Below are 20,150 nucleotides of genomic sequence, written 5' to 3'. Positions count from 1 at the left end.
GTTATTTTACCATTTCCATTTCCGCATCGGGCTTGGATATATCGGTGAGTGCTACCCGGCCGCGGTCTTTACGCAATATGCGGTTGAAAAGCGAGATTTCCCTGTCAAACAGGAACCGGAAAAATAGCTTTGTCCATGAGGTATGATAGTACAGGGTATCGTAATATTCAGGAGCTGTTTTTTTGATTTCGGGCAATTTATTCCATGGGATAGAAGGGAAATCGTGGTGCTCGTTGTGGAAGCCTACGTTGAATGCTACCGCGTTAAAATTACCATAGTAGCTATAAGTTTCCTGCTCAACGCTGTGGGTAAGGTAATGTTCCTGGATCCAGCGGGCGCCAAGCGGGTGTAAGCCTACCGAGAAGGAAAAACTAAGCAGTAAAAATGCAACCGAATGCCAGCCCATAAAATAAGCTATAGCCGTGGTAAAAATAACCTGCAATAAAAAGTTAGTAACTATCCAACCGTCAATAGGGTGTATTTCCCTTAACCTGGATAAGCGGAAAAGCTGGAATACCGGGAAAAACAGCAGCCATATTGCTTTGCCAAAAAACGAATTGCTGATGAGTTTTGCTTCCCATTTGTTGGGCAAATCGGCATCCAGCTCATGTACACCCTGGAAAGAGTGGTGTTTGATGTGGTATTTTTCGAACGAGATGGCGCTTGGCAATATTTGCGGCAAATTGGCAAACATAGATGCCCAGCGGTTGGCATTGCGGTTTTTAAACAACAATTGGTGGGTACATTCGTGAATCATCACAAACAATGCGTGATCGGCAAAGGCGCCTAACAGGTAGGCTGCTCCAAATATCCACCACCATGATTGGTCGCGCAAAAACCAGGCTAAAACCACCTGGAAGGCTACCAAACCAATAATAGCAAATATGGTATTGGGGTTTTTACCTATCAGCTTACGCAATTGCGGAAACTGCTTTAAAATCTTTTTTGTACGGATACGATGTGGTTCAGACTCGGACGAGTAAACAAAATCAGTTCTTTTAATCATATAAAATATAAACGTTAAATATAGGAATAACGTTTTAAAAATATCATTTTGCCGTCAAAATAAAAGTTCAACCTGGAAAATTCACGAACATTTCATATTCTTTTTATATAAGAAATTAATTTATTGAAGCTTGTAAACCAGTACTTTAAATGTTCCGGGTAACGGTTTGCGGGTGCCAGGCTCAAACTCGGCCACGCTTAAGTAAATTTTATGGGTTTTGGTATCCAGGGCTAATGTTTTAGCGCGCACGGCGGTTTTCAGGGTTTGAATAACGCTGTATTCATCTGCCGTTTTTTGTTTGATAATGGTGGTTGTACCATCGCCGTTGGAGCAAAATACCAGTTTTGTTTCTGCATCATAAGCTACTGCATCAACACCCGCACCAATTGGTATGGTGGCTGTTACTTTGCCGGTATTGATATCAACAACGCTCATGCCTTTATTTTCGCGGCAAACAGTAAATACGCGCTGGTTAGCGGCATCCAAAGCAAGGCCGGTAGGGCCACCGCATGGTGCCAGCGGGTAGTTTTTAAGTACTTTAAGGGTTTTGCTGTCAATAATGTTCAGGCTGTTTTTATCTTCCAGGTTGTTGTAAATTTTGCCTTTGCCATCAGGTAACGCAAATTCGGGGCCTCCGCCCAATGCCACCGTACCAACCTGTTTTAAAGTTTTGGGGTCGATAACCGAAGAGTTATTGCTTTCGCCATTGAAGCTGAAAATGCGATCTGAATAAGGATCATACATGATAGCATCGGGACCCTTGGCATCTGTAAGCGCTATGGTTGTAATGGTTTTTAGCGTTTTAATATCAAATGCAATCACCGCGTTGGCCTTACCATCGGTAATAAAACCTCGATTTAGCTTATTCACGATGGCGATACCGTGCACGCCTTTCATATCGTTGATCGAACCTACTTCTTTATCGGTAGCCAGGTCGATAACGTTCACCTGGGTGCCGTGCGATACATATAAACGGTTGTTTACTTTATCAATGGCAAGGTAATCGTACCCGCCATCGCCGGTCAGGGAGATGGTTTTGTCGGCCACATAGGTTTGGGCTTTTAGGGTAAAAGGTGCTAAACCGATTATTGCCGCGACAAAAGTTAAAATTTGTTTTTTCATTTTGATAGATCTGATTTTGCAATGAAATTACTTTGCGAATCTGTAGAAATATTGTTGTTTATAATGGTTTTGGTAGTTTGTTTTTGAATAGCGGATGCATCATGTTTATTATAAGAGGTTAAAACTGGATGATGATGAATATACGTCATTCCTCCCCCAAGAATTCCCCGAAATTTCATCGCCCAATATGTCAAAAACCAATACATACAAGTGGTTTTTTAGTTAGAATTTAATAAATTATTTTACTTATTTTAAGTAAAATAATCCATCGCATTCAACAGTTTATCCATTTTTTGAGCTGAGGGCATCAGATAAATTTACCGGTCTGAAAACTACATTGTAAACCACCGCTCAAATTTAAAAATGTTACCAACAAACCTGATCTCTTGTTTTAAGACTGCTTTTACCATAATCTTCGTGATGTTGCTGTGCAGCAACTCAAACGCACAGTCAAATTTTGTTTACCTCAATAGCTCAAAAACGCAGCAATGGAAGATAAAGCCGCAGTCCGATGTGAACGATGCGGATAAGATAAAATCAGCAGGTTATAACACGAATAGCTGGGTGCAGGCCATAGTTCCGGGAACCACATTTTCATCATATGTGGCTGCCGGATTAGAAAAAGACCCCAACTTTGGCGATAATATTTATAAGGTTGACCGCGCAAAATACGACCGTAACTTTTGGTACCGTACCGAATTTAAGGTACCGGCCCATTACTCCCAAAAGAATACCTGGCTAAACTTTAAAGGCGTAAACCGCAAAGCCGACATTTATTTGAACGGTACCTTGCTGGGTAGCCTGGATGGTTTTATGATGCGCGGGCAATTCAATATCTCTGCGTTGATAAAAGGTCGCGATAAAAATGTGCTGGCGGTATTGGTTTACCTGCCCGTGCAACCGCTGGCCAATGTAGGCAGCCCCAATTATGTATCAAGCGCCGGCTGGGATTGGATGCCCTACGTACCCGGCTTAAATTCGGGCATTACAGATAATGTTTATTTGAGCAATACCGGTGATATCACCATAAAAGATCCATGGATACAAAGCAGCCTGCCAACCAATGCCCGGGCCGATATATCCGTTTCGGCCGAGTTGAAAAACAATAGTGCAAGCTCGCAGGCTGTACTCGTCAAAGGTATTATCACCCCTGGCAATATCGAATTTTCAAAAAAAGTTTATGTAAATGGTAACAGCAGTACTAACATTAAGCTGGATAAAAAGGATTTTGAGCAACTGATGATCAACAGCCCCAAACTATGGTGGCCAAATGGCTATGGCGAGCCAAACCTTTACAGCTGTAAGCTAAGTGCATTGGTTGGCGATGAGATTTCGGATGTTCAGAATATTAAATTCGGTATCAAAAGGTACAGCTATGATACCATTGGTCAGGTTTTGCATGTGGCCATTAATGGGGTTAAAGTATTTATAAAAGGCGGCGACTGGGGAATGTCGGAATATATGTTACGCTGCCGCGGGGCCGAATACGATACCAGGGTTAGGCTGCACAAGGAGATGAACTTTAACATGATCCGTAACTGGATTGGCTCGGTAACCGACGAGGAATTTTATGATGCCTGCGATAAATATGGTATAATGGTTTGGGACGATTTTTGGCTGAACGCCAACGAAAACCTGCCTGCCGATATCAATGTTTTTAATGCTAACGCGATTGAAAAAATAAAACGTTTCCGTAACCACCCTGCAATAGCCGTGTGGTGTGCCGAGAACGAAGGCTGGCCGATGGCGCCGCTGAATAACTGGCTTAAAGAAGACCTGGCGACATTTGATGGCGGCGAACGCTACTACCAACCAAACTCGCATGCCGAAAACCTAACCGGTAGCGGGCCCTGGGCCAATAAAGATCCGCGCTATTACTTTACAGCCTATCCAATCGGCTCTGGCGGCAATAAGGGCTGGGGCCTGCGTTCTGAACTGGGTACCGCCGTGTTCACCAATTTCGACAGCTTTAAAAAATTCATGCCGAAAGATAAATGGTGGCCGCGCAACGAGATGTGGAACCAGCACTTTTTTGGTCCGCTGGCGTTTAATGCCGGACCCGATTATTATGACGAAAGCGTAAGCAGTTACGGCACGCCAAAAGGAATTGAAGATTACTGCCGCAAGGCCCAGTTTGTAAACATCGAGACCAACAAGGCGATGTTTGAGGGCTGGCAGGATGCCATGGGCGAAGATGCCTCGGGCCTGATGACCTGGATGAGCCAATCGGCCTATCCATCAATGGTGTGGCAAACTTATGATTATTATTACGACCTCACCGGAGCATTCTGGGGAGCAAAAAAAGCCTGCGAACCGTTACATATCCAATGGAACCCGTTAACCAATGCCATCAAAATCATCAATACCACCCGTGCGGACGTGGAGGGATTAACCGCCTCGGCAGATGTATATAACCTCGACGGCTCTTTGGTAAAACAATATAGTATTAGCAAAAACGCAGATGCGCCTGCCAACAGTGCAGCACAGGTGTTCGATATTAAATTTAATCCCTACAAAGCCGATCTGGCTAAAGATAAACCTGTTTTTGCCTCATCATCAACCAATGGCAATGCATCGGATGTTAACGACGGTAAAAGCGACACCCGGTGGGCCAGCAGCTATAGCGACGCAGAATGGATCACTATCGATTTGGGTAACGACGAAGTTATCAACGGCGTTGGCCTCACCTGGGAAGATGCGTATGCCAAATCATTCAAAATCCAAACATCAAACGACAACCGTACCTGGCGCGATGTTTATAGCACCACCGATGGCCGCCAGGGAACGCAAAAGATCACCTTCCCCGAAGTAACCGCCAGGTATGTACGGATGCAGGGTGTAGAACGGGCGACTTACTGGGGCTACTCCCTATACAATTTTGAAGTTTACCAGGGTGATGTGGCCAGCGAAGGGTTATCTGCAGTCCATTTTATCAAACTAAAACTCACGGATAAAAACGGCAAACTGGTATCTGATAATTTTTACTGGCGCGGCAACAAACGCCGGGATTATACGGCACTGAAAACCCTGCCAAAAGTAAATTTGAAAGTAACTTATAAAACGGTTAAAGCTGATGGTAAATATTATATCACAGCCCAGGTAACCAATCCGGCGTCGTCAAAAGCGGTAGCATTTGGTATTAGGGCACAGGCAGTAAAAGCATCAAACGGCGAACAGATTTTACCGGCTATAGTAAATGACAACTATTTTACGCTGTTAAAAGGAGAAACTAAAGTTGTTAGGATTGAATTTGATGCGGATGTTTTGGGTAATGATGGTATTAAACTGATAGCTGACCCGTACAATAATAATATAGAGCGCTAACTGAAATAAAGTGGTATTCGGTATTAAGAGACCATTTTATAATTTTTGATAAATATAAACTCGTTATTATTGTAACACTTTAGCGTAACGGAATGACATTTAAACTGGTACTAATTTTACTCGCTTTTATCGGATATGGTAGCAAAAGCTTTTCGCAGCAAAAAAACGGCGATCCAACCGATACTCTTGGGGTGAAAATATCGAATATTGAATACAAGGTAAAAGCGCTGCCGGAGGATACCAGCGATTTTGATAACGGAATTATTCCTTGGGTAAACCTTGAAAACCCTGGTAAGGAGCTAAACAGGCTTGTTGACTCTGATGAAGTAGTTTTGGCTTTTGCCAAAGTTACATTGATTATTGATTATCCGCTTACCAAACCAGCATCATTTACCTTGGAATCCGTTTCAAAAAGCTTCTCCCGTAAGGAATTGATTAAGGCCATCAGCGAAAAATATCACGAAGTTTACGCCGGGGAGGAAAAATCTACAAAAACAGAAATTGTACCGAGGGATAAAAGGGAGGGCCTGATCAACAGGAATGAAACTAACGGAAAATATGGAATTTGTTGCCATGATCTGTCCGATTTGGATTTAAGTTCGATAGATGTTTTTAAAAACGATGAAGGCAAAATATATCTTGTACTTAACGTAGAATCTTAAAGGGCTACAAAAGGACGAGTTGCTATTTCACTTCCGTCCCAAAAAACTTCAAACCTAAAATACCGGTCATAATCAGCGTCATAAAAAACACCTCCATCCAGGATAGTTTCTGGTTGAATACCGCCATTTCGGCAATTTTGATCAGTATCAGTGTAATGGCCGTCCAAACCGCATAGGCAACTGCTGTAGGTACCAGTTTGATGGCCAGCGAAAAAAAGTAGATATTTCCTATCCCGAAAAGAATGTAGCCGGCAAAGGGCAGCCAAACCGGCAAACCATATTGTAAACTTAAAGCCGAATGCCAGCGCAGGGCTTTCAAGTCACTGAACTTCATGAACTTGAGCGAAAAGGTCCAGGCGGCTTCAAATGCCGCGGCTATGATGAGATATATCCAGGCCAATTTGTGCTTTTTAGTTAAAATTATGTGTTAAGTTGCTGGTAATCAGTTGTTAAGGTGTTTCGCTGAAATTGTTTTTTTAATTTATTTAAAATGTTCATTATCAGGCATTAAGGTGTTCCACCCGCTCCATGCGTTCCACCCGTTCCGGTGGAACATCATTCGTTAATGCAGGTTTCTCGTTTGGCGGCGGCAGATGAAAATCAGGTACACTGTATATTTTACCGAGCCGTTTTTTAAAGTAGCCCATTAACCTGTGCCTTAAAGTATAATACCATTTAAACCACGGATATTTTAAAAGTTTTTGCTCATCAAAACGCTTTACGCTGAAGGCATGCTGTAAAAAGTAATCCTTCGGGTACTCATAATAAAGCCCCCAGTTTTCAGGACTGTTACCCGGCGCATGACCAGGGTCATACACGGTACCAAACACGTAATCCCAAACAGACAGCTTGGTTGAAAAATTGGCGTGAAAAACCTCCTGGTAGTTGGCATGGTGCCATAAATGCAATTCGGGGGTGTTAAAGATGTACTTCCACTTGCCAAACTTTACATTGATGTTGGCATGGATAAACATGCCGTACATGGCATCTATCAGCGCCTTAATGGGCACTACCATGGGGTTTGCCCCTAACAAAATGATGGGGGCAAACTCGATGGTTTGGTTAATCACTATCTCCATAAAATGCGAGCGTGACCCTGCCAAAAAATCAACCTGTTTACCGGAATGGTGCGCCTCATGAATGCGCCAGAACACATTGTTGGAGTGCTGAAAACGGTGGAACAGGTAGATGTACAAATCATGTGTCACCACAAAAAATAATACCTGTATGGCCAAAGGCCAGTTGCCAACAGCACTCCAACCCGATAGATCGAAATGCTGTTGCAACGGCGCAATGATATAGCTGAATATCAGGATCTTCAAAAAGTAGCTCTGTATCAAAGTATACCATACCAAATCAACCCAAAAACCTTCCCTGAAAAATGGCAGGCCTTTACGGTAGGGCGATATCCGTTCCCAGGCGATAATGAAAACCACCCAGCAGGCCAGGATAATGGATGTTATGGTGTATACTTTTTGCAGGGGCATTCCTAAACCAATGGTTTTTCTTTATACTCGTCGCTGATGTTAACCCTTAACCTTTTCATAGGCGCCAGTTCCGAATCGTAAACCCGTTTTTCGCCATCGCCGGTAGCTGTTTCCACATCGCGGATATCGCGTACCAGGCGTTGCAGGCCTTGTGGCTCAACAGATGCGGCATGATCAGATCCCCACATAGCACGATCAAGCGTAAAGTGGCGCTCAACAAAGGTTGCTCCTAATGATACTGCGGCAACAGTAGTAGCCAAACCCGTTTCGTGGCCCGAATAACCGATAGGAATACCCGGATATTTGGCCTCCAGGGTCTGGATCATTTTAAGGTTTAATTCCTGCGGGGCGCATGGATAGGCCGAGGTTGAGTGGGCGATGAATAAAGGGTAGTTTTCATCAAAGGCATTCACAAAGTTCATGGTGGCCTCAATCTCTTTCATGGTTGACATGCCTGTAGATAGCATCAGCGGTTTGCCGGTTTCCAGGATGCGTTGGATCAGGTCAAAATCTGTTAATGATGCAGATGCCAGTTTGTATAAAATGGTATCAAACCGCTCCATAAAATCAACCGAAGGAGCATCCCAGGCAGATACAAACCAATCGATACCCAGCTTTTTGCAGTAATGGTCGATTGTGGCGTATTCGGCTATCCCAAATTCGGTTTTACGTTTGTAATCGATGTAGGTAATACGGCCCCAGGGAGTATCGCGCATAATTTCCCATTGATCTTTTGGTACACAAATTTCGGGGGTGCGTTTCTGGAACTTAACGGCATCGGCCTTGGCGGCAACTGCTTCATCAATCAGCCTTTTACAGGTTTCCAGCGATCCGTTATGGTTGATGCCAATTTCGGCAATGATATAGCTTGGCTGGCCTTTGCCAATTACGCGGCCATTCTGCAAGGTAATAGTACCGTTGCGGTTGCCGGCTGGTAAAGTAGCATTCCCTTTTGCATCGATAATAAATTCTGCGACTTCGCGGAAACAGCCTTCGCCGCCGTTTAGGGTACTTGCAAAATCGGCTTTTGTTTTAATAAGCGGCAGGGCATCGGCAGGGCAAGCGGTAAATCCAACCAGTTTCATTACTTCAAGGTCGTTATAATCATCGCCTATGTAGGCAACTTCGGTTAATGACAGGTTTAAACGGCTGCAAATTTCTTTTAAAACAGCAACCTTGTCTTTAATCCCTACGTGCAGTTCAACTATCTGCAATTTGGCAGCCCTTTTTATTAGGGAAGGGGAGTGCTCGCCGGTGACGATGCCGGTATCTACGCCTGCAAATTTCCGCAGCCGTTCCACACCCATGCCATCGCGCATGTTGAATTTTTTTAGCAGTTCGCCATCGGTATTGTAATAAACACCGGCATCAGTTAATACGCCATCATTGTCGGTTAGCAAAAGTTTGATGCCCGCCGCTTTTTGTTTTAAAATTTCATTCATGTTTATGTGTGAATTAAATTGCTGTCCATCCTCCATCAACTACCAGGTTTGCGCCGGTCATGTAGGCCGAAGCCTCGCTGGCCAGGAATACAAGCGCACCCTGGTAATCAGATGCTTTGGCCATACGGCCCAATAAAGTTTTTGCTGAATAATTGCCTATAAAATCTTCGGTCTGTCCGTTCTCGACACCACCTGGCGATAGCGTATTTACCCTTACCCCGGTATGCCCCCAGTAGGCAGCCAAAAAGCGGGTAAAGTTGATGATAGCCCCCTTGGTTACCGGGTAAGCTGCCGATTTATAAAATGTTTGTTCGCCTGCCGCGTTACGGTATATCGTTTGGTCGGGGCCTACCATGCCGTAGGTGCTGGCAATATTGATGATACTACCGCTGCCCTGCAGGGCCATATGGGTACCCAATATCTGCGAGCTTAAAAATACCCCGGTTACATTTACATTTAATGACCGCTGGAAAGCCTCTAACGGATAGTTTTCAAATGCCGAAAGCTCTTTAGCCATCGCCGGATCTTCAAATTTATCGTTGATGGCTGCGTTGTTCACCAGGATATCCAGGCCGTCGTATTTATTGAGTATGGTATTAAGCGCGTCAACTAATGATTGCTTGCTGGTTACGTCAACACCTAAACCCAAATGGTTTTCGCCCAATTGTTGTGCAAATGTTTGTGTCGCTTCGGTATCAATATCGGCCACTACCACATTGGCACCGGCTGCTGCCAGCGCTTCGCAATGTTTTTTTCCTATCAGGCCAAGCGCGCCTGTAACTACAGCCGTTTTGTGATTTAATGAAAAAAGGTTCATCATTTAGCCGGCTATAACGCTTTTAGGTTTAATGTTATAGTTGCTAACCTTGCGGAAAACAGCTTCCAATACTTCGCCTTTTAGGTAATTTTTGATATTGCCACTTTCAATTGCTTCTTTTACCAGGGGCAATACATCGCGGTATGCTAACAAAATGTAGTCGATATCTTCGGAGGTATGGCTGTAGCACATATTATGGAAGCCGGCCCAAAGTACGCCGCGTTTTATCATCTCCTGCTGCATCAGGGTTTTAACCTCTAAGGCATTGCCTGCTTCGGGAGTAAAAGTAACCATGCTGCGGCAGTTAAAGCCTACACAACGGGTATATTTATCCATGCCGGTTTCTATGGCAATAAGGTTGTATCCGTCTTTTAATAAAGCGCCGTGGGTATCTAAATAAAGCGGCACGTTTTTATTGCGCAACTCATTAATGGTTGCTATGCAGGCTGCCAATGATAAAGCCTCGCCGCCAAAAGTGGTGTAGCTAAATACTTCGGAATTAAACAATTCCATCACATCGGCGCGACCGGTTAATAGCGCTATGGGCATTCCATTGGCACAGGCTTTTGAAAACACGGCCAGATCGGCTTTAACGCCAAAATATTCCTGCGCGCCGCCAACTGCGATGCGGAAGCCAGTCCACATTTCGTCAAATATCAGCAGGGTACCGTTGGCTTTGCATACTTCAGCCAGTTGTCGCAGGTAGCCGGTTTTTGGGGCTTCAAAAATAAAGGGCTCTAAGATTACGGCGGCAACAGTCTCGTCCAGGGCGGCTTTCACCGATTCAATGTCGTTATATTCGAAAGTATAGGTTAAATCCTGTATGGCATCGGGTACGCCCGCGTTGCGGCTGGTAATACCTATATACCAATCGTGCCAGCCGTGGTATCCGCAGCAAAATATTTTATCGCGGCCGGTAAAGGCGCGTGCCACGCGCACAGCTGCTGAACAAACATCGGCGCCGGTTTTGCTTATTTTAACAGCTTCGGCATTAGGTACTACCTCTTGTACCAACTCGCTCAATTCAACCTCTAAAGGGTGCATTAATGAAAAGGTGATGCCATCTTCCAGTTGCCTGCGGATAGCCTCATCAACAGCAGGGTAGGCGTACCCCAACGAGATAGGGCCGATAGCCGAATTAAGATCGATATACTCGTTACCATCCGCATCCCACACATGCGATCCTTTGCCTTTTACAATGTATTTAGGGGCTACGCCGTTAGTAAACTGGCCGGGGCCTTTGGCCAGGGTTTGGGTAACCGGCTTTTGTACCTTTAAAGCACGCTGGTATAGGCTATCAGACTGGCTGATAGCAGGAAAATTATTGTCGAGCGCTATTTTGTTAGCCATTTTTAATTGCTGTTTATTCTGAAAATTCAGGTGTTAAAATCTCTGGTTGGTGGTGGGCGGTTTTATAGCCTAAAATCTGTTCGGCAATTTGTTTGCCGGTAAAGCCTTCGTGTTGCAAAACATCGGGCAGTAATGCCGGCCTGAACCATTTATTGTTCAGGGCTATGGGCAGTACTTTTGCGGTGGTTTGGTGCTTTAACAATACTTCGGCTACAATGCTGTACAAGCCCCCGGTTACAAAATGATCTTCGAGTGTAACCACCAAGCTACTTTGAGCACATGCCTGCAGTATAGCCTGCTCATCAACCGGTTTAAGGCTACGCATGTTTACCAGCCCTACAGAAAGGCCTTCGCTGCGCAACATATCAACCGCAATAAGCGCCTGTTCAAATAATAAACCGTAGGTGAATATGGTTACATCGCTGCCCTGGGCTATTACTTCGGCTTTGCCTAAAACAAATGGCTCATGGTTATAGCTGGTTTTACGGGTATTAATTCGGGTATAAGCCGGGGATGTGCTGTTCCAGATCTGCGGCAGCATTTTTACAAGGTCATCCTCATCGGCCGGGGCAAATACAGTTACATTGGGGATGCCGCGCATTATCGAAATATCCTCAATAGCCTGGTGGGTGGGACCATTTCCATCAGATAAAAGGCCGGGAATAAAACCGCTCAGCTTAACCGGCAGGTTAGGAATGCCCAGGTCGGTACGTACAAATTCAAAGGCGCGCATGGTTAAAAACGCAGCAAGGGCATGTACTACCGGGATACGGCCACGCAGCGCTAAACCGGCGGCGGCGCCTATCATGGTTTGCTCGGTAATGCCGGTATCAATAAAACGCTTGCCCAAAATGGCGGGCAGGTTACGTACCAGCGCGCGGTTTTCGGCAGTCATTACCACAACCTGCTCGTTGGCCAATGCCGTTTCTGTTAATAATTCTTCGTAGGTCATATCTATCTCACTACTAAAGTTTCTGATGTTAATAAGGTGTTTTGATCGCCATGCAGCTCCAATAAAAGCTGGCCAATTTCATCTGCAGAAAAATTGCAAAACCAGCGGTCGGCCCGTTCTTCAATACTGGGCAATCCTTTGCCGCGTACGGTGTCGGCAATCACCACATTTAACTTTCCTTCTTCAAAAGGATACATACTAAAGGCGTGGTGCAAATCGGTAAAGTTGTGCCCGTCTATGCGTTTTACAGAGGCACCAAAGGCTGTGAATTTATCGGCAAGCGGTTCCAGCGGGATCAGGTCTTCGGTGCGTACATTGGCCTGGAATTGGTTACGGTCAACCACGAAGATCAAATTATCCAGCTTATAGGCATTGGCCACCAATACGGCTTCCCAACACGAGCCCTCGTTTAATTCGCCATCGCCTAAAATGCAAACCACCTTGTTGCTGCCGCCGCTTATTTTAAGATCAAGCGCAACGCCGATAGCTACCGACGGCAAATGACCTAATGACCCGGAGTGAAACTCGATACCCGGGATATGGGTATTGGGGTGCCAGTAAATATGATCGTTAAGAGACAGGTGGTTTTTAAGCCGCTCTTTATCCAGCAAGCCCAACTCGGCAAAGGTGCCATATAAGGCAGGCACATCATGCCCTTTTGAAAGGAAAAGATAATCCCTGTCGGGATGGTTAAGATTATCCTTGTTAATATTTAAAAACCGGGTATATAAGTAAACTATCAAATCAACGGCCGACAGCGATGCTCCTGTAAAGCATCCGCCATTTGTCGACATGCGTACAATATGTTCGCGCACGTTTAAGGCAATAGCTGTTAACTCCTGCTCGCTAATGTTTGGGGTGTTATGCTTCACTTTGTTCAAATTGTTGTGAGTTTTCCTTCGGTGCTTTTTTTGTTTGGTCGGGTAAAATGGTTTGCAACTCATCCAGGTGATGGCGGTACCAGTTTACGCCCGCGTATTGTGTGTTAAGCTGGTAAATTTCTGGCTTACGGTTAAGCAGGTTAAGGATATCCTGGCAAGAAAACTGGTGGCAAATGGGATATAGCTCGCTATATACTTTCTCAATAAAGTAATAATCCTCAGGGTAATCAATGGTAAACCTGTGCGACATGGAGTAATCCAAACCTGTTTGCCAGCTTACATTACCAATGCTAAAAATGAGCGGGTTTTCCCAAATGTATGGCGTGGTATGTTCCAACTCCAGCGGGCGGCCGGCGTTTTCCCAGGCTTGCTTAAGGCATGCCATCGTCATTACTTCCACATCGTTGCCATCGGGCCAGGTAGCGGGGTGCAGGTTGCTTACATAATCATATTTGCCACGGTTGGCAAAAAAATATTCCAGTACCTGGTCAATAATCCGCGGGTCTATCAGCGGGCAGTCAGATGGGATTTTTAAAACTATATCGGCCTTAAACTGCCGTGCGGCCTGGTAATGCCTGTCAAGCAAATTGCTAAGGCTGCCGCGGTAGCTGGGAATATTCATCTCCTGTGCTTCCTTTACTATAATATCGTCCTCCTGGTTTTCGGATGTTGCTATAATGATGTCGGCTTTATGCTGCATCATCCGGATGCGTTCAATCATCCTGGCCAAAAGGCTTTTACCTAATATGGGCAGCATTACTTTGCCCGGCAAACGGCTTGATGCCATGCGCGCCTGAACGATAATTACAATTTTTTCTGTCATGGTATTTGTATTAGTTACCAGTTCGCTATTAGTTCGTTTGTTAACTCTGGTTGCTGTTGGTTAACCAGGTATTTGTAAATGGCAAGTTGCGGGTCGAAATTTTTTTTGTCTCCTTCATGATTTAAATACTTGCGGCAAACCGCTGCAATAGTTTTGGCCGATGTTCCTTCATTTTGCAAGGGTGCAAGCTCTTTCAGCTCATTTATATCAAACCAGGAGTGCACTTTTTTACCCAGGGCGATACCTGTATATACCACGGTAGAGTACTGTGTAATCAATTCGCAGCAATTTGCTATCATATGGGCGGTATTACCCTCTTTATAGATCATAGCATCTGCCGGCGCATGTTTGCGGATCTCGCTTTCGGCCCTGGCGAAATTCTCGTTAGGATGAAGTTTGAAAAGCAATGGCCTATCTGCCGCTATTTTAACAGCGTTTTTGATAAATGCTACCCTGTTCTCTATCCGGAAGGTTTCGCGCATATCGGATGTAGCCACCATCACATAATCGCGGTGCGGGAAATTGTTGTTTAAATGCTGCTGCTGGTTGTCATAGTTGGGCATGCCGGTTACAACTATCTTGTTTATATCGGTGCCTTTGTTGGCAAACTGCTCCTTATAGCCTTCAGATGCTGCGCAATAAACATCGCATATATTGGCTGCCCCGTTTAGTGATGTATTACCGCACATGGTAGATGGTAACCGCAAAGTGCGTACTATTTTACTCCAGGTGGTATAGCGGTCAATCATGCCCTCCTGCACCCATATGGTTTTAAATTTACGCATGCGCCTGGGCACAATCATATCGGTACAATACACTACAAGGTCGTACTGATTTTTTTGAGCCCTGAAATCAACCTGTAGTGAGTTTTGATATAAATACCTTTCGGCTTTTAACTTGAATTTGCGCGATAGCACCGTGCCGTTAAAAATGGGGGTTTTGGCAAGCAGGTAGTTTAGGAGCGCATTATCTGTAAATAGCTGACTAAACCAGCAATCAAATTCGGGCAACTCATTTGCGATCTGGTGCATCTGGGTTGTTTGGTTAATTGAACCGGTAATGAATAATATCTTCTTCATTCCTTTACTTTCAATTATCGGTGTAGTTAAACTCAAGGGTTGAATACTTTACTTGTTTATTTAAACTATAAAGCCTGGCTGATGCTTTGCTTTATAATTTGTTAAAAGTAATCGCGCTACTTTTAGATAAAGCGAAGCCAGCGTTATGAAATTATTAAGAGGTGGTTTTTGGGGAAGGAATTTATTAACAATGCTGGTAGAGAGTCAAGATATTAGAGTCAAGAATCAAGAAAGGAAAAAAGAAAAGACTTATTGCAATAAGTTTTAATGAAGAAATGACTTATAAACCAATGGTATTTATCTTAACTCTTGATTCTTAACTCTTGATTCTTTCCCTCAATCAACTTTTGCATAGCTTTTGGTGCCTGCTTGCAAAAAGTTTTTAAGCTCAACTAACCTGTCGGTATTAATCAGGTCAACGCCGCAGTTCAGCAGTTCGCGCCATACAACCTCGTTTTCGGGCGAAGCCCAGAGCCTTACTTTTTTGCCAAACTTGTGTGCCAGTAACACGTACATGCGCAGGCGCTGCCTCTCAAATGGCGAAAAAATACCTTTGCCGTCCCACTTTAATAAATGAGAATATTTGCAGCTTGCAGTTTGGTATAAATTTCTTGAAACGGTATCCTGCCTTACCAGCGTCAGGTCTTCATCAATGAAGGCCAGCCTGCTATTTTGGGCTTTGATCAGGTTATACGGCCGGTGGCCGGTAATTACAACAGTTACCTGCCGCTGGGTGTAAATGCCGTTTTCGTACCCGGATAGAATAGATTTGTATTTTTCGAGTACCAGCTGTAGCGCCTGGTAAGTTTTAGCGCCGTCGGATTTTATGTCGATCATCAGCGTTAACGGATAGGCAGGACATTTGATCTCTTTATTGGTGCCGTTAATGCATTCCATCAGCGGGGCCAGGTACAGGCGCTCCAACGTTCTTTGTTTTTTGAAGAAGGGGAGGATGTGTGCTACAATGAGTTTGTTGTTCCTTAAATAAACATCGGCCTCAATATTTGTAAAGCCGTTATCCAAAGCATCATACAAAGGCCGTTTGTGCCAGTAATCATTGTGGGCAAAACCATTGGAGATTGTGAGATTTTGGGGGTAGGCATTGTGGCCGAGAAATATCAGCAGGCTCAGGAACAATAACTTAAGGTGCTTAGGGCAAAAAATTGCTGTTCGCATCGATAATTTTTTTGTTTCCCCAAATGTACCTGTCCAATGTTGCATAAATGTTACCTTATTATGATGAAAATTTTTATAGCGACAAGGGTTTGATAACACTGTTTTATACGGTAGTAACCGTTGTTTAGTTAGCAGATAGCGATATATTTTATTATTTATATCATAATTAATCGCCGGTAATTGTACMCGTTAAGAAATAAAAACGGTACAAAAAGTCCTGGTTTTACTGTATATACTTGAGCCTTGAAAAAAAAATCGGGAACTACAGGCAACGTATTTGCGAAAGTGGCAGTAATACATGTAAATGATTATTTACTAAAACCACGTCAAATGAAAGTTCTATCAAAATTAATAGCCGTTTCAATTATTGCCTCAGCTATATTTTTTACAACAAACGCACAGGCGCAAACGTTTGCAGCTAAACAATTTACCTTTAGCCTGGGAGCCGAAACAGGTTTGCCAACCGGCATAGCGCACCGGGGTAGCAGCTTTGTGTTGGGAGCAACCGGCCAGTTTCAATATGGTATTACCAATAATTTCGCGGTGACGTTTGCTGCCGGCGGTTATCATTTTTTTCCGAAGATAAACCCAAACACCGGCAAAAGATTTGGTAGCTATGGCGAAATCCCGGTTAAAATAGGTGTTAAGCAGTTTTTTACCACAAACCTATATGTTGGTGTTGAAGGCGGTTTGGTTTGGGAAAAATTAGAAGAGGGCCAGGGATGGGCGCCCTTCCACAGGCGTGACCTGGCCGGAAGAGTTGGGTACGCAAATAAACACTGGGACCTGAGTGCGCGGTACGAGGATTTTTACATGAAGGATTATCACACAGGCCTGGTGGCTTTGCGTTTGGCTTATGGCTTTGGATTGTAAGCTGAAAGCTTAAGGCTTAAAGCAGAAAGCTAAGCTAAAAGGGGAGCGAAGATTTTTTTCGCTCCCCTTTTTTAGTGCGGGTATTTAAAGTTTTTCTATTTCTTGAACAGAAAGCTTGGTGAATTTTGATATTTGGGCAAGCGGTAAGCCGTCCTTTTTCATTTCACGGGCAATATCTAAGGCCTTTTTATATTCACCTTTCTCCATGCCTTTTGCCTCGCCCCTGGCCTCAGCGGTCGATACAGCATAGTCCATCACATTTTTATTATCCCACTTGTATTTTAAGCTGCTATCGTACATTATTTTTTCCTCCTTTGTAAGATTAATATATGCTGCGATATTGAATAGTTTTTCAAATATGGGTTTACGTAGTGAACCGGACACCTGTCCAGCCTGATGTTCTTCAGAAAATGGGCGTTAAAACATGAGCTCAGTAGTCGTTTGCCGTTTATTTTATCTTAAAGGCGGTGTTCGACTATAGCTTTTCTATTTCTTCGATAGAAAGCTTGGTGAATTTTGATATTTGGGCGACTGGAAAGCCGTCTTTTTTCATTTCACGGGCAATATCTAAGGCCTTTTTATATTCGCCTTCTGCTTTTGCAGTTGAAACCGCATAGTCCATCACATTTTTATTATCCCATTTGTATTTTAAGCTGCTATCGTACATTGCTTTTTCCTCCTTAGTAAGGTTAATATATGCTGCAATATTGAATAATTTTTCAAATATGGGTTTACGTAGGTAAACAGGGATTTTTTCCATCCGGCTCATGTTCTTTAATACATAAAGCCATTTATCTAAATCCGTATCTAAGTCAATACCCTCTTTCACAAATTTACTCAATTCTATATACGTATAGCCCAGTTTATCGTAAAAAATTTCACCGGTATCCCTGTTACATAGGCAAATGTCATGCAGATATATATCTTCTGGCGTGTCGTCTAAAGTGAAATCTTCCAACAGTGCAATAAAATATACCTCGGCAATGTTGTAGCCCCATGCGTTACGCTTACCCTTGGGTGCCTGGTCGCTTATTAGCCTGCTGGTATAAAACAAAGCCCGTTCTTTAAAATATCCTTGTTTTGCCCGCTGAATCTCAATCAGAAATTGTTCACCCCTGTCGCCGGTACAAAGCAGGTCGAATATGGCTGCGCCTTCGTCTTTTAAATCGCCATGATACTCATTCTTGTTATACACTAAATCTACAATATGCTTCCGTCCCCTGAATACTTCATTTAAAAAAGCGATCAGCAAATCCTTATTGGGTTCGCTGCCGAATATTTTTTTAAAGGCGAAGTCAACTAAAGGGTCGATGTATTTCCCTGGAACAGGTGGCTTATTGTTTGGCATAATCAAATATAAAAGTTTATTCCTTATTCAACTTCGCGATGAATTTAACTTCGACAGGAATGGAAGCAAAAAGCCCGTGTCATAAATAATTATGACACGGGCTCTTTTGTTGTGTATTTGCTATTTACCCCTTAGTAACCGGCACAGTTAAACTAATAGTCAACTCATCCGGCGATCCGTTGCGGGTGATGTTAAAATCTTTGGGCTTTACTTTGAAGCTGCCTTTAAATACACCCTCGTTGCCTTTATCATCAAAAGTAAAATGAATGGTGACGGGTTTGGTAACGCCTTTCATGTTCAGGTTACCTACGGCCTGGTAGGCGTTGCCACTTTTGCTAACCGAGGTTGATGTAAAGGTGATAGTTGGATGATTGTCGGCATCCAGGGCAGCCTTTGCGTGGTTATTTTTGATAAAGAAGCCGGTGGCGATACTTTCCACATCTATAGTTGCCGATATTTTTGATTGCCCGGGGTCGGCCTTATCAAACTGGATACTGGCTTTCAGCGTTTCAAATTTGCCACTGATGCGGCCGCCTGCAAAACTAACTTCATAAGGGCTTTTAACTTTGTAAGTAGTTAACGATAGGGCAAATGCCGAGAGGCTGATAACCAGCAGGATGATTAATGAATACGTGATCTTTTTCATATTGTAGTTTTTATGTTATCTATAGCGCCGTGTTATTGCAGGGCCTTTATATGAAAACGAACATATGGGTTAAGAGGTTGCCTGTAAAACCAAAGTTAATACATAATAAAAGGGCAAATGATTTTCATCTGCCCTTTGGTATACTTAAGCGATGGTGTTTTTATTTAAAATGATAGCCCACTTTTACAGCCAGTACATCATCAATATTGTAATTGCTGTAATTATCATACTTAACACCTACATCAATACCGTTTCTGAATTTAAAACCCATTGATGGAGTGTACACAAAAGAAGTAACGCCACCCGAAGTAAACGCTGCACCCGCCTCGCCGCCCAGGTAAAATAAATCGCCTAAGTATACGCGCAGGCCGGCTTTTACAGGTATTATGTTACTTTGGGTTTCATAAATATGGCCTATTGATGGGTATAATGAGCTAACCGTGCTAAAATATTGTTCTTTATGGAACACATGAGCGTATCCAACAGAAAAAGTAGCTTCAACGTTACTGCTTATGGCTTTGCTTACATTACCTTCTATCCCAAGCACATGTCCTTCAAACGCGCTGGTGGTTAAGCCCTGGCTCAGGCTTAGGCCCCATTGAAGGCTGGTAGCTGGTTCAATATGCCGTTTATGCGGCGCAATTTTGCGAGTGCCAAAGCCATAAGCCAGGCGAAGGGCGATATCTTTAGTTGCCCTGTCCCGGGTATAGTCTTCATATTTTATGCTGATGTCTATCCCGTTTTTAAAGGCCAGTCCAACAGATGGCGACCACAGGAATGATGTTCCCCATTGTTCAAAAGCGAAGCCTGCACCTGCTTCGCCGCCTGCATAAAGGTTGCCGGTTATAGAGTATTTAAGCCCCAATTTTACAGGGATAACATTGTATGGACTGCCATATTGGTTGTAAGATGCAAAATGATCTTTCTCAAAAAAATGGGTAAACCCGGTAGTAATGGTTCCGGATAAACGTTCGTTAAAATTCTTTTGTACACGGATGTCGCCGCCAAGGGCATATTTAAAGGCATCGCTGGTGGCAACGCCGGCGTTGATACCAAAGCCGATGCGCCAGCTGTTTGGAACTTGAGCGTGGGCTATACCAGATAAAAGTAAAAAAATGGTTAGGAATGAAAATAGGTGTTTCATGTTTTAATTATTATAAGA

The 20,150-nt window shown here is 43.7% G+C and carries 18 protein-coding genes and 1 pseudogene; 3 read left to right on the top strand and 16 right to left on the bottom strand.

All coding sequences use genetic code 11. From position 1 onward, the window contains the following. Nucleotide 1: 1 nt before the first annotated feature. On the bottom strand, nucleotides 2-1,006 hold the full coding sequence (locus AC1DXF_RS24845) for a fatty acid desaturase (protein ID WP_477451402.1): 1,005 nt from the start codon (nucleotides 1,004-1,006) through the stop codon (nucleotides 2-4). A gap of 120 nt (nucleotides 1,007-1,126) precedes the next feature. Then, entirely contained in the window at nucleotides 1,127-2,128 is a 1,002-nt protein-coding gene (locus AC1DXF_RS24840; RefSeq protein ID WP_477451401.1) for a YncE family protein, read from the bottom strand. Nucleotides 2,129-2,491: 363 nt separating this feature from the next. On the opposite strand from AC1DXF_RS24840, the gene AC1DXF_RS24835 reads away from it, so the two are divergent. After that, on the top strand, nucleotides 2,492-5,452 hold the full coding sequence (locus AC1DXF_RS24835) for a discoidin domain-containing protein (protein ID WP_477451400.1): 2,961 nt from the start codon (nucleotides 2,492-2,494) through the stop codon (nucleotides 5,450-5,452). Between the two features lie 92 nt (nucleotides 5,453-5,544). Beyond that, nucleotides 5,545-6,114 (top strand): hypothetical protein, encoded by a 570-nt coding sequence (locus AC1DXF_RS24830; RefSeq protein ID WP_477451399.1) that lies wholly within the window; start codon nucleotides 5,545-5,547, stop codon nucleotides 6,112-6,114. 22 nt (nucleotides 6,115-6,136) lie between these two features. Here AC1DXF_RS24830 and AC1DXF_RS24825 read toward each other — a convergent pair whose 3' ends face one another. The 10 genes from AC1DXF_RS24825 to AC1DXF_RS24780 all read right to left on the bottom strand — a co-directional run bounded on the left by AC1DXF_RS24825 (nucleotide 6,137) and on the right by AC1DXF_RS24780 (nucleotide 16,121). After that, nucleotides 6,137-6,514: a DMT family transporter gene (locus tag AC1DXF_RS24825; protein WP_477451398.1), complete on the bottom strand. Its 378-nt coding sequence runs from the start codon at nucleotides 6,512-6,514 to the stop codon at nucleotides 6,137-6,139. Between the two features lie 100 nt (nucleotides 6,515-6,614). Further along, complete coding sequence (locus AC1DXF_RS24820) at nucleotides 6,615-7,601, bottom strand: sterol desaturase family protein (RefSeq protein ID WP_477451397.1); 987 nt, start codon at nucleotides 7,599-7,601, stop codon at nucleotides 6,615-6,617. A 2-nt stretch (nucleotides 7,602-7,603) separates the two neighbouring features. Beyond that, on the bottom strand, nucleotides 7,604-9,043 hold the full coding sequence (locus AC1DXF_RS24815) for an N-acetylneuraminate synthase family protein (protein WP_477451396.1): 1,440 nt from the start codon (nucleotides 9,041-9,043) through the stop codon (nucleotides 7,604-7,606). A 13-nt stretch (nucleotides 9,044-9,056) separates the two neighbouring features. Continuing rightward, nucleotides 9,057-9,863 (bottom strand): SDR family oxidoreductase, encoded by an 807-nt coding sequence (locus AC1DXF_RS24810; RefSeq protein WP_477451395.1) that lies wholly within the window; start codon nucleotides 9,861-9,863, stop codon nucleotides 9,057-9,059. Continuing rightward, nucleotides 9,864-11,210: an aminotransferase class III-fold pyridoxal phosphate-dependent enzyme gene (locus tag AC1DXF_RS24805; protein WP_477451394.1), complete on the bottom strand. Its 1,347-nt coding sequence runs from the start codon at nucleotides 11,208-11,210 to the stop codon at nucleotides 9,864-9,866. A gap of 13 nt (nucleotides 11,211-11,223) precedes the next feature. After that, nucleotides 11,224-12,162, bottom strand: coding sequence for a transketolase family protein (locus AC1DXF_RS24800; protein ID WP_477451393.1), 939 nt, complete (start codon nucleotides 12,160-12,162; stop codon nucleotides 11,224-11,226). A gap of 2 nt (nucleotides 12,163-12,164) precedes the next feature. Then, nucleotides 12,165-13,034, bottom strand: a complete 870-nt coding sequence (locus AC1DXF_RS24795; RefSeq protein WP_477451392.1) for a transketolase — start codon at nucleotides 13,032-13,034, stop codon at nucleotides 12,165-12,167. Further along, nucleotides 13,024-13,866, bottom strand: coding sequence for a cytidylyltransferase domain-containing protein (locus AC1DXF_RS24790; RefSeq protein ID WP_477451391.1), 843 nt, complete (start codon nucleotides 13,864-13,866; stop codon nucleotides 13,024-13,026). The genes AC1DXF_RS24795 and AC1DXF_RS24790 overlap by 11 nt, the downstream gene beginning before the upstream one ends. Before the next feature lie 14 nt (nucleotides 13,867-13,880). Then, complete coding sequence (locus tag AC1DXF_RS24785) at nucleotides 13,881-14,945, bottom strand: hypothetical protein (RefSeq protein ID WP_477451390.1); 1,065 nt, start codon at nucleotides 14,943-14,945, stop codon at nucleotides 13,881-13,883. A gap of 336 nt (nucleotides 14,946-15,281) precedes the next feature. Further along, nucleotides 15,282-16,121: a phosphatidylinositol-specific phospholipase C/glycerophosphodiester phosphodiesterase family protein gene (locus AC1DXF_RS24780; RefSeq protein ID WP_477451389.1), complete on the bottom strand. Its 840-nt coding sequence runs from the start codon at nucleotides 16,119-16,121 to the stop codon at nucleotides 15,282-15,284. Nucleotides 16,122-16,364: 243 nt separating this feature from the next. Between AC1DXF_RS24780 and AC1DXF_RS24775 the strand changes: the two genes are divergently transcribed. Further along, nucleotides 16,365-16,994: a hypothetical protein gene (locus AC1DXF_RS24775; protein ID WP_477451388.1), complete on the top strand. Its 630-nt coding sequence runs from the start codon at nucleotides 16,365-16,367 to the stop codon at nucleotides 16,992-16,994. Nucleotides 16,995-17,078: 84 nt separating this feature from the next. Here the strand turns inward: AC1DXF_RS24775 and AC1DXF_RS24770 are convergent. The 4 genes and pseudogenes from AC1DXF_RS24770 to AC1DXF_RS24755 all read right to left on the bottom strand — a co-directional run. Next, a pseudogene (locus tag AC1DXF_RS24770) lies at nucleotides 17,079-17,366 on the bottom strand (PD-(D/E)XK nuclease family transposase); the annotation flags it as partial. Between the two features lie 103 nt (nucleotides 17,367-17,469). Then, complete coding sequence (locus AC1DXF_RS24765; RefSeq protein ID WP_477451387.1) at nucleotides 17,470-18,342, bottom strand: Rpn family recombination-promoting nuclease/putative transposase; 873 nt, start codon at nucleotides 18,340-18,342, stop codon at nucleotides 17,470-17,472. Between the two features lie 124 nt (nucleotides 18,343-18,466). Continuing rightward, a complete protein-coding gene (locus AC1DXF_RS24760; RefSeq protein WP_477451386.1) occupies nucleotides 18,467-18,988 on the bottom strand; it encodes a YceI family protein in 522 nt (173 codons plus the stop codon). A 160-nt stretch (nucleotides 18,989-19,148) separates the two neighbouring features. After that, nucleotides 19,149-20,132: a hypothetical protein gene (locus AC1DXF_RS24755; protein ID WP_477451385.1), complete on the bottom strand. Its 984-nt coding sequence runs from the start codon at nucleotides 20,130-20,132 to the stop codon at nucleotides 19,149-19,151. Nucleotides 20,133-20,150: the final 18 nt, after the last annotated feature.

Source organism: Mucilaginibacter sp. P2_A5 (assembly GCF_056404995.1).
This window is presented reverse-complemented; position numbering and strand designations above follow the sequence as displayed.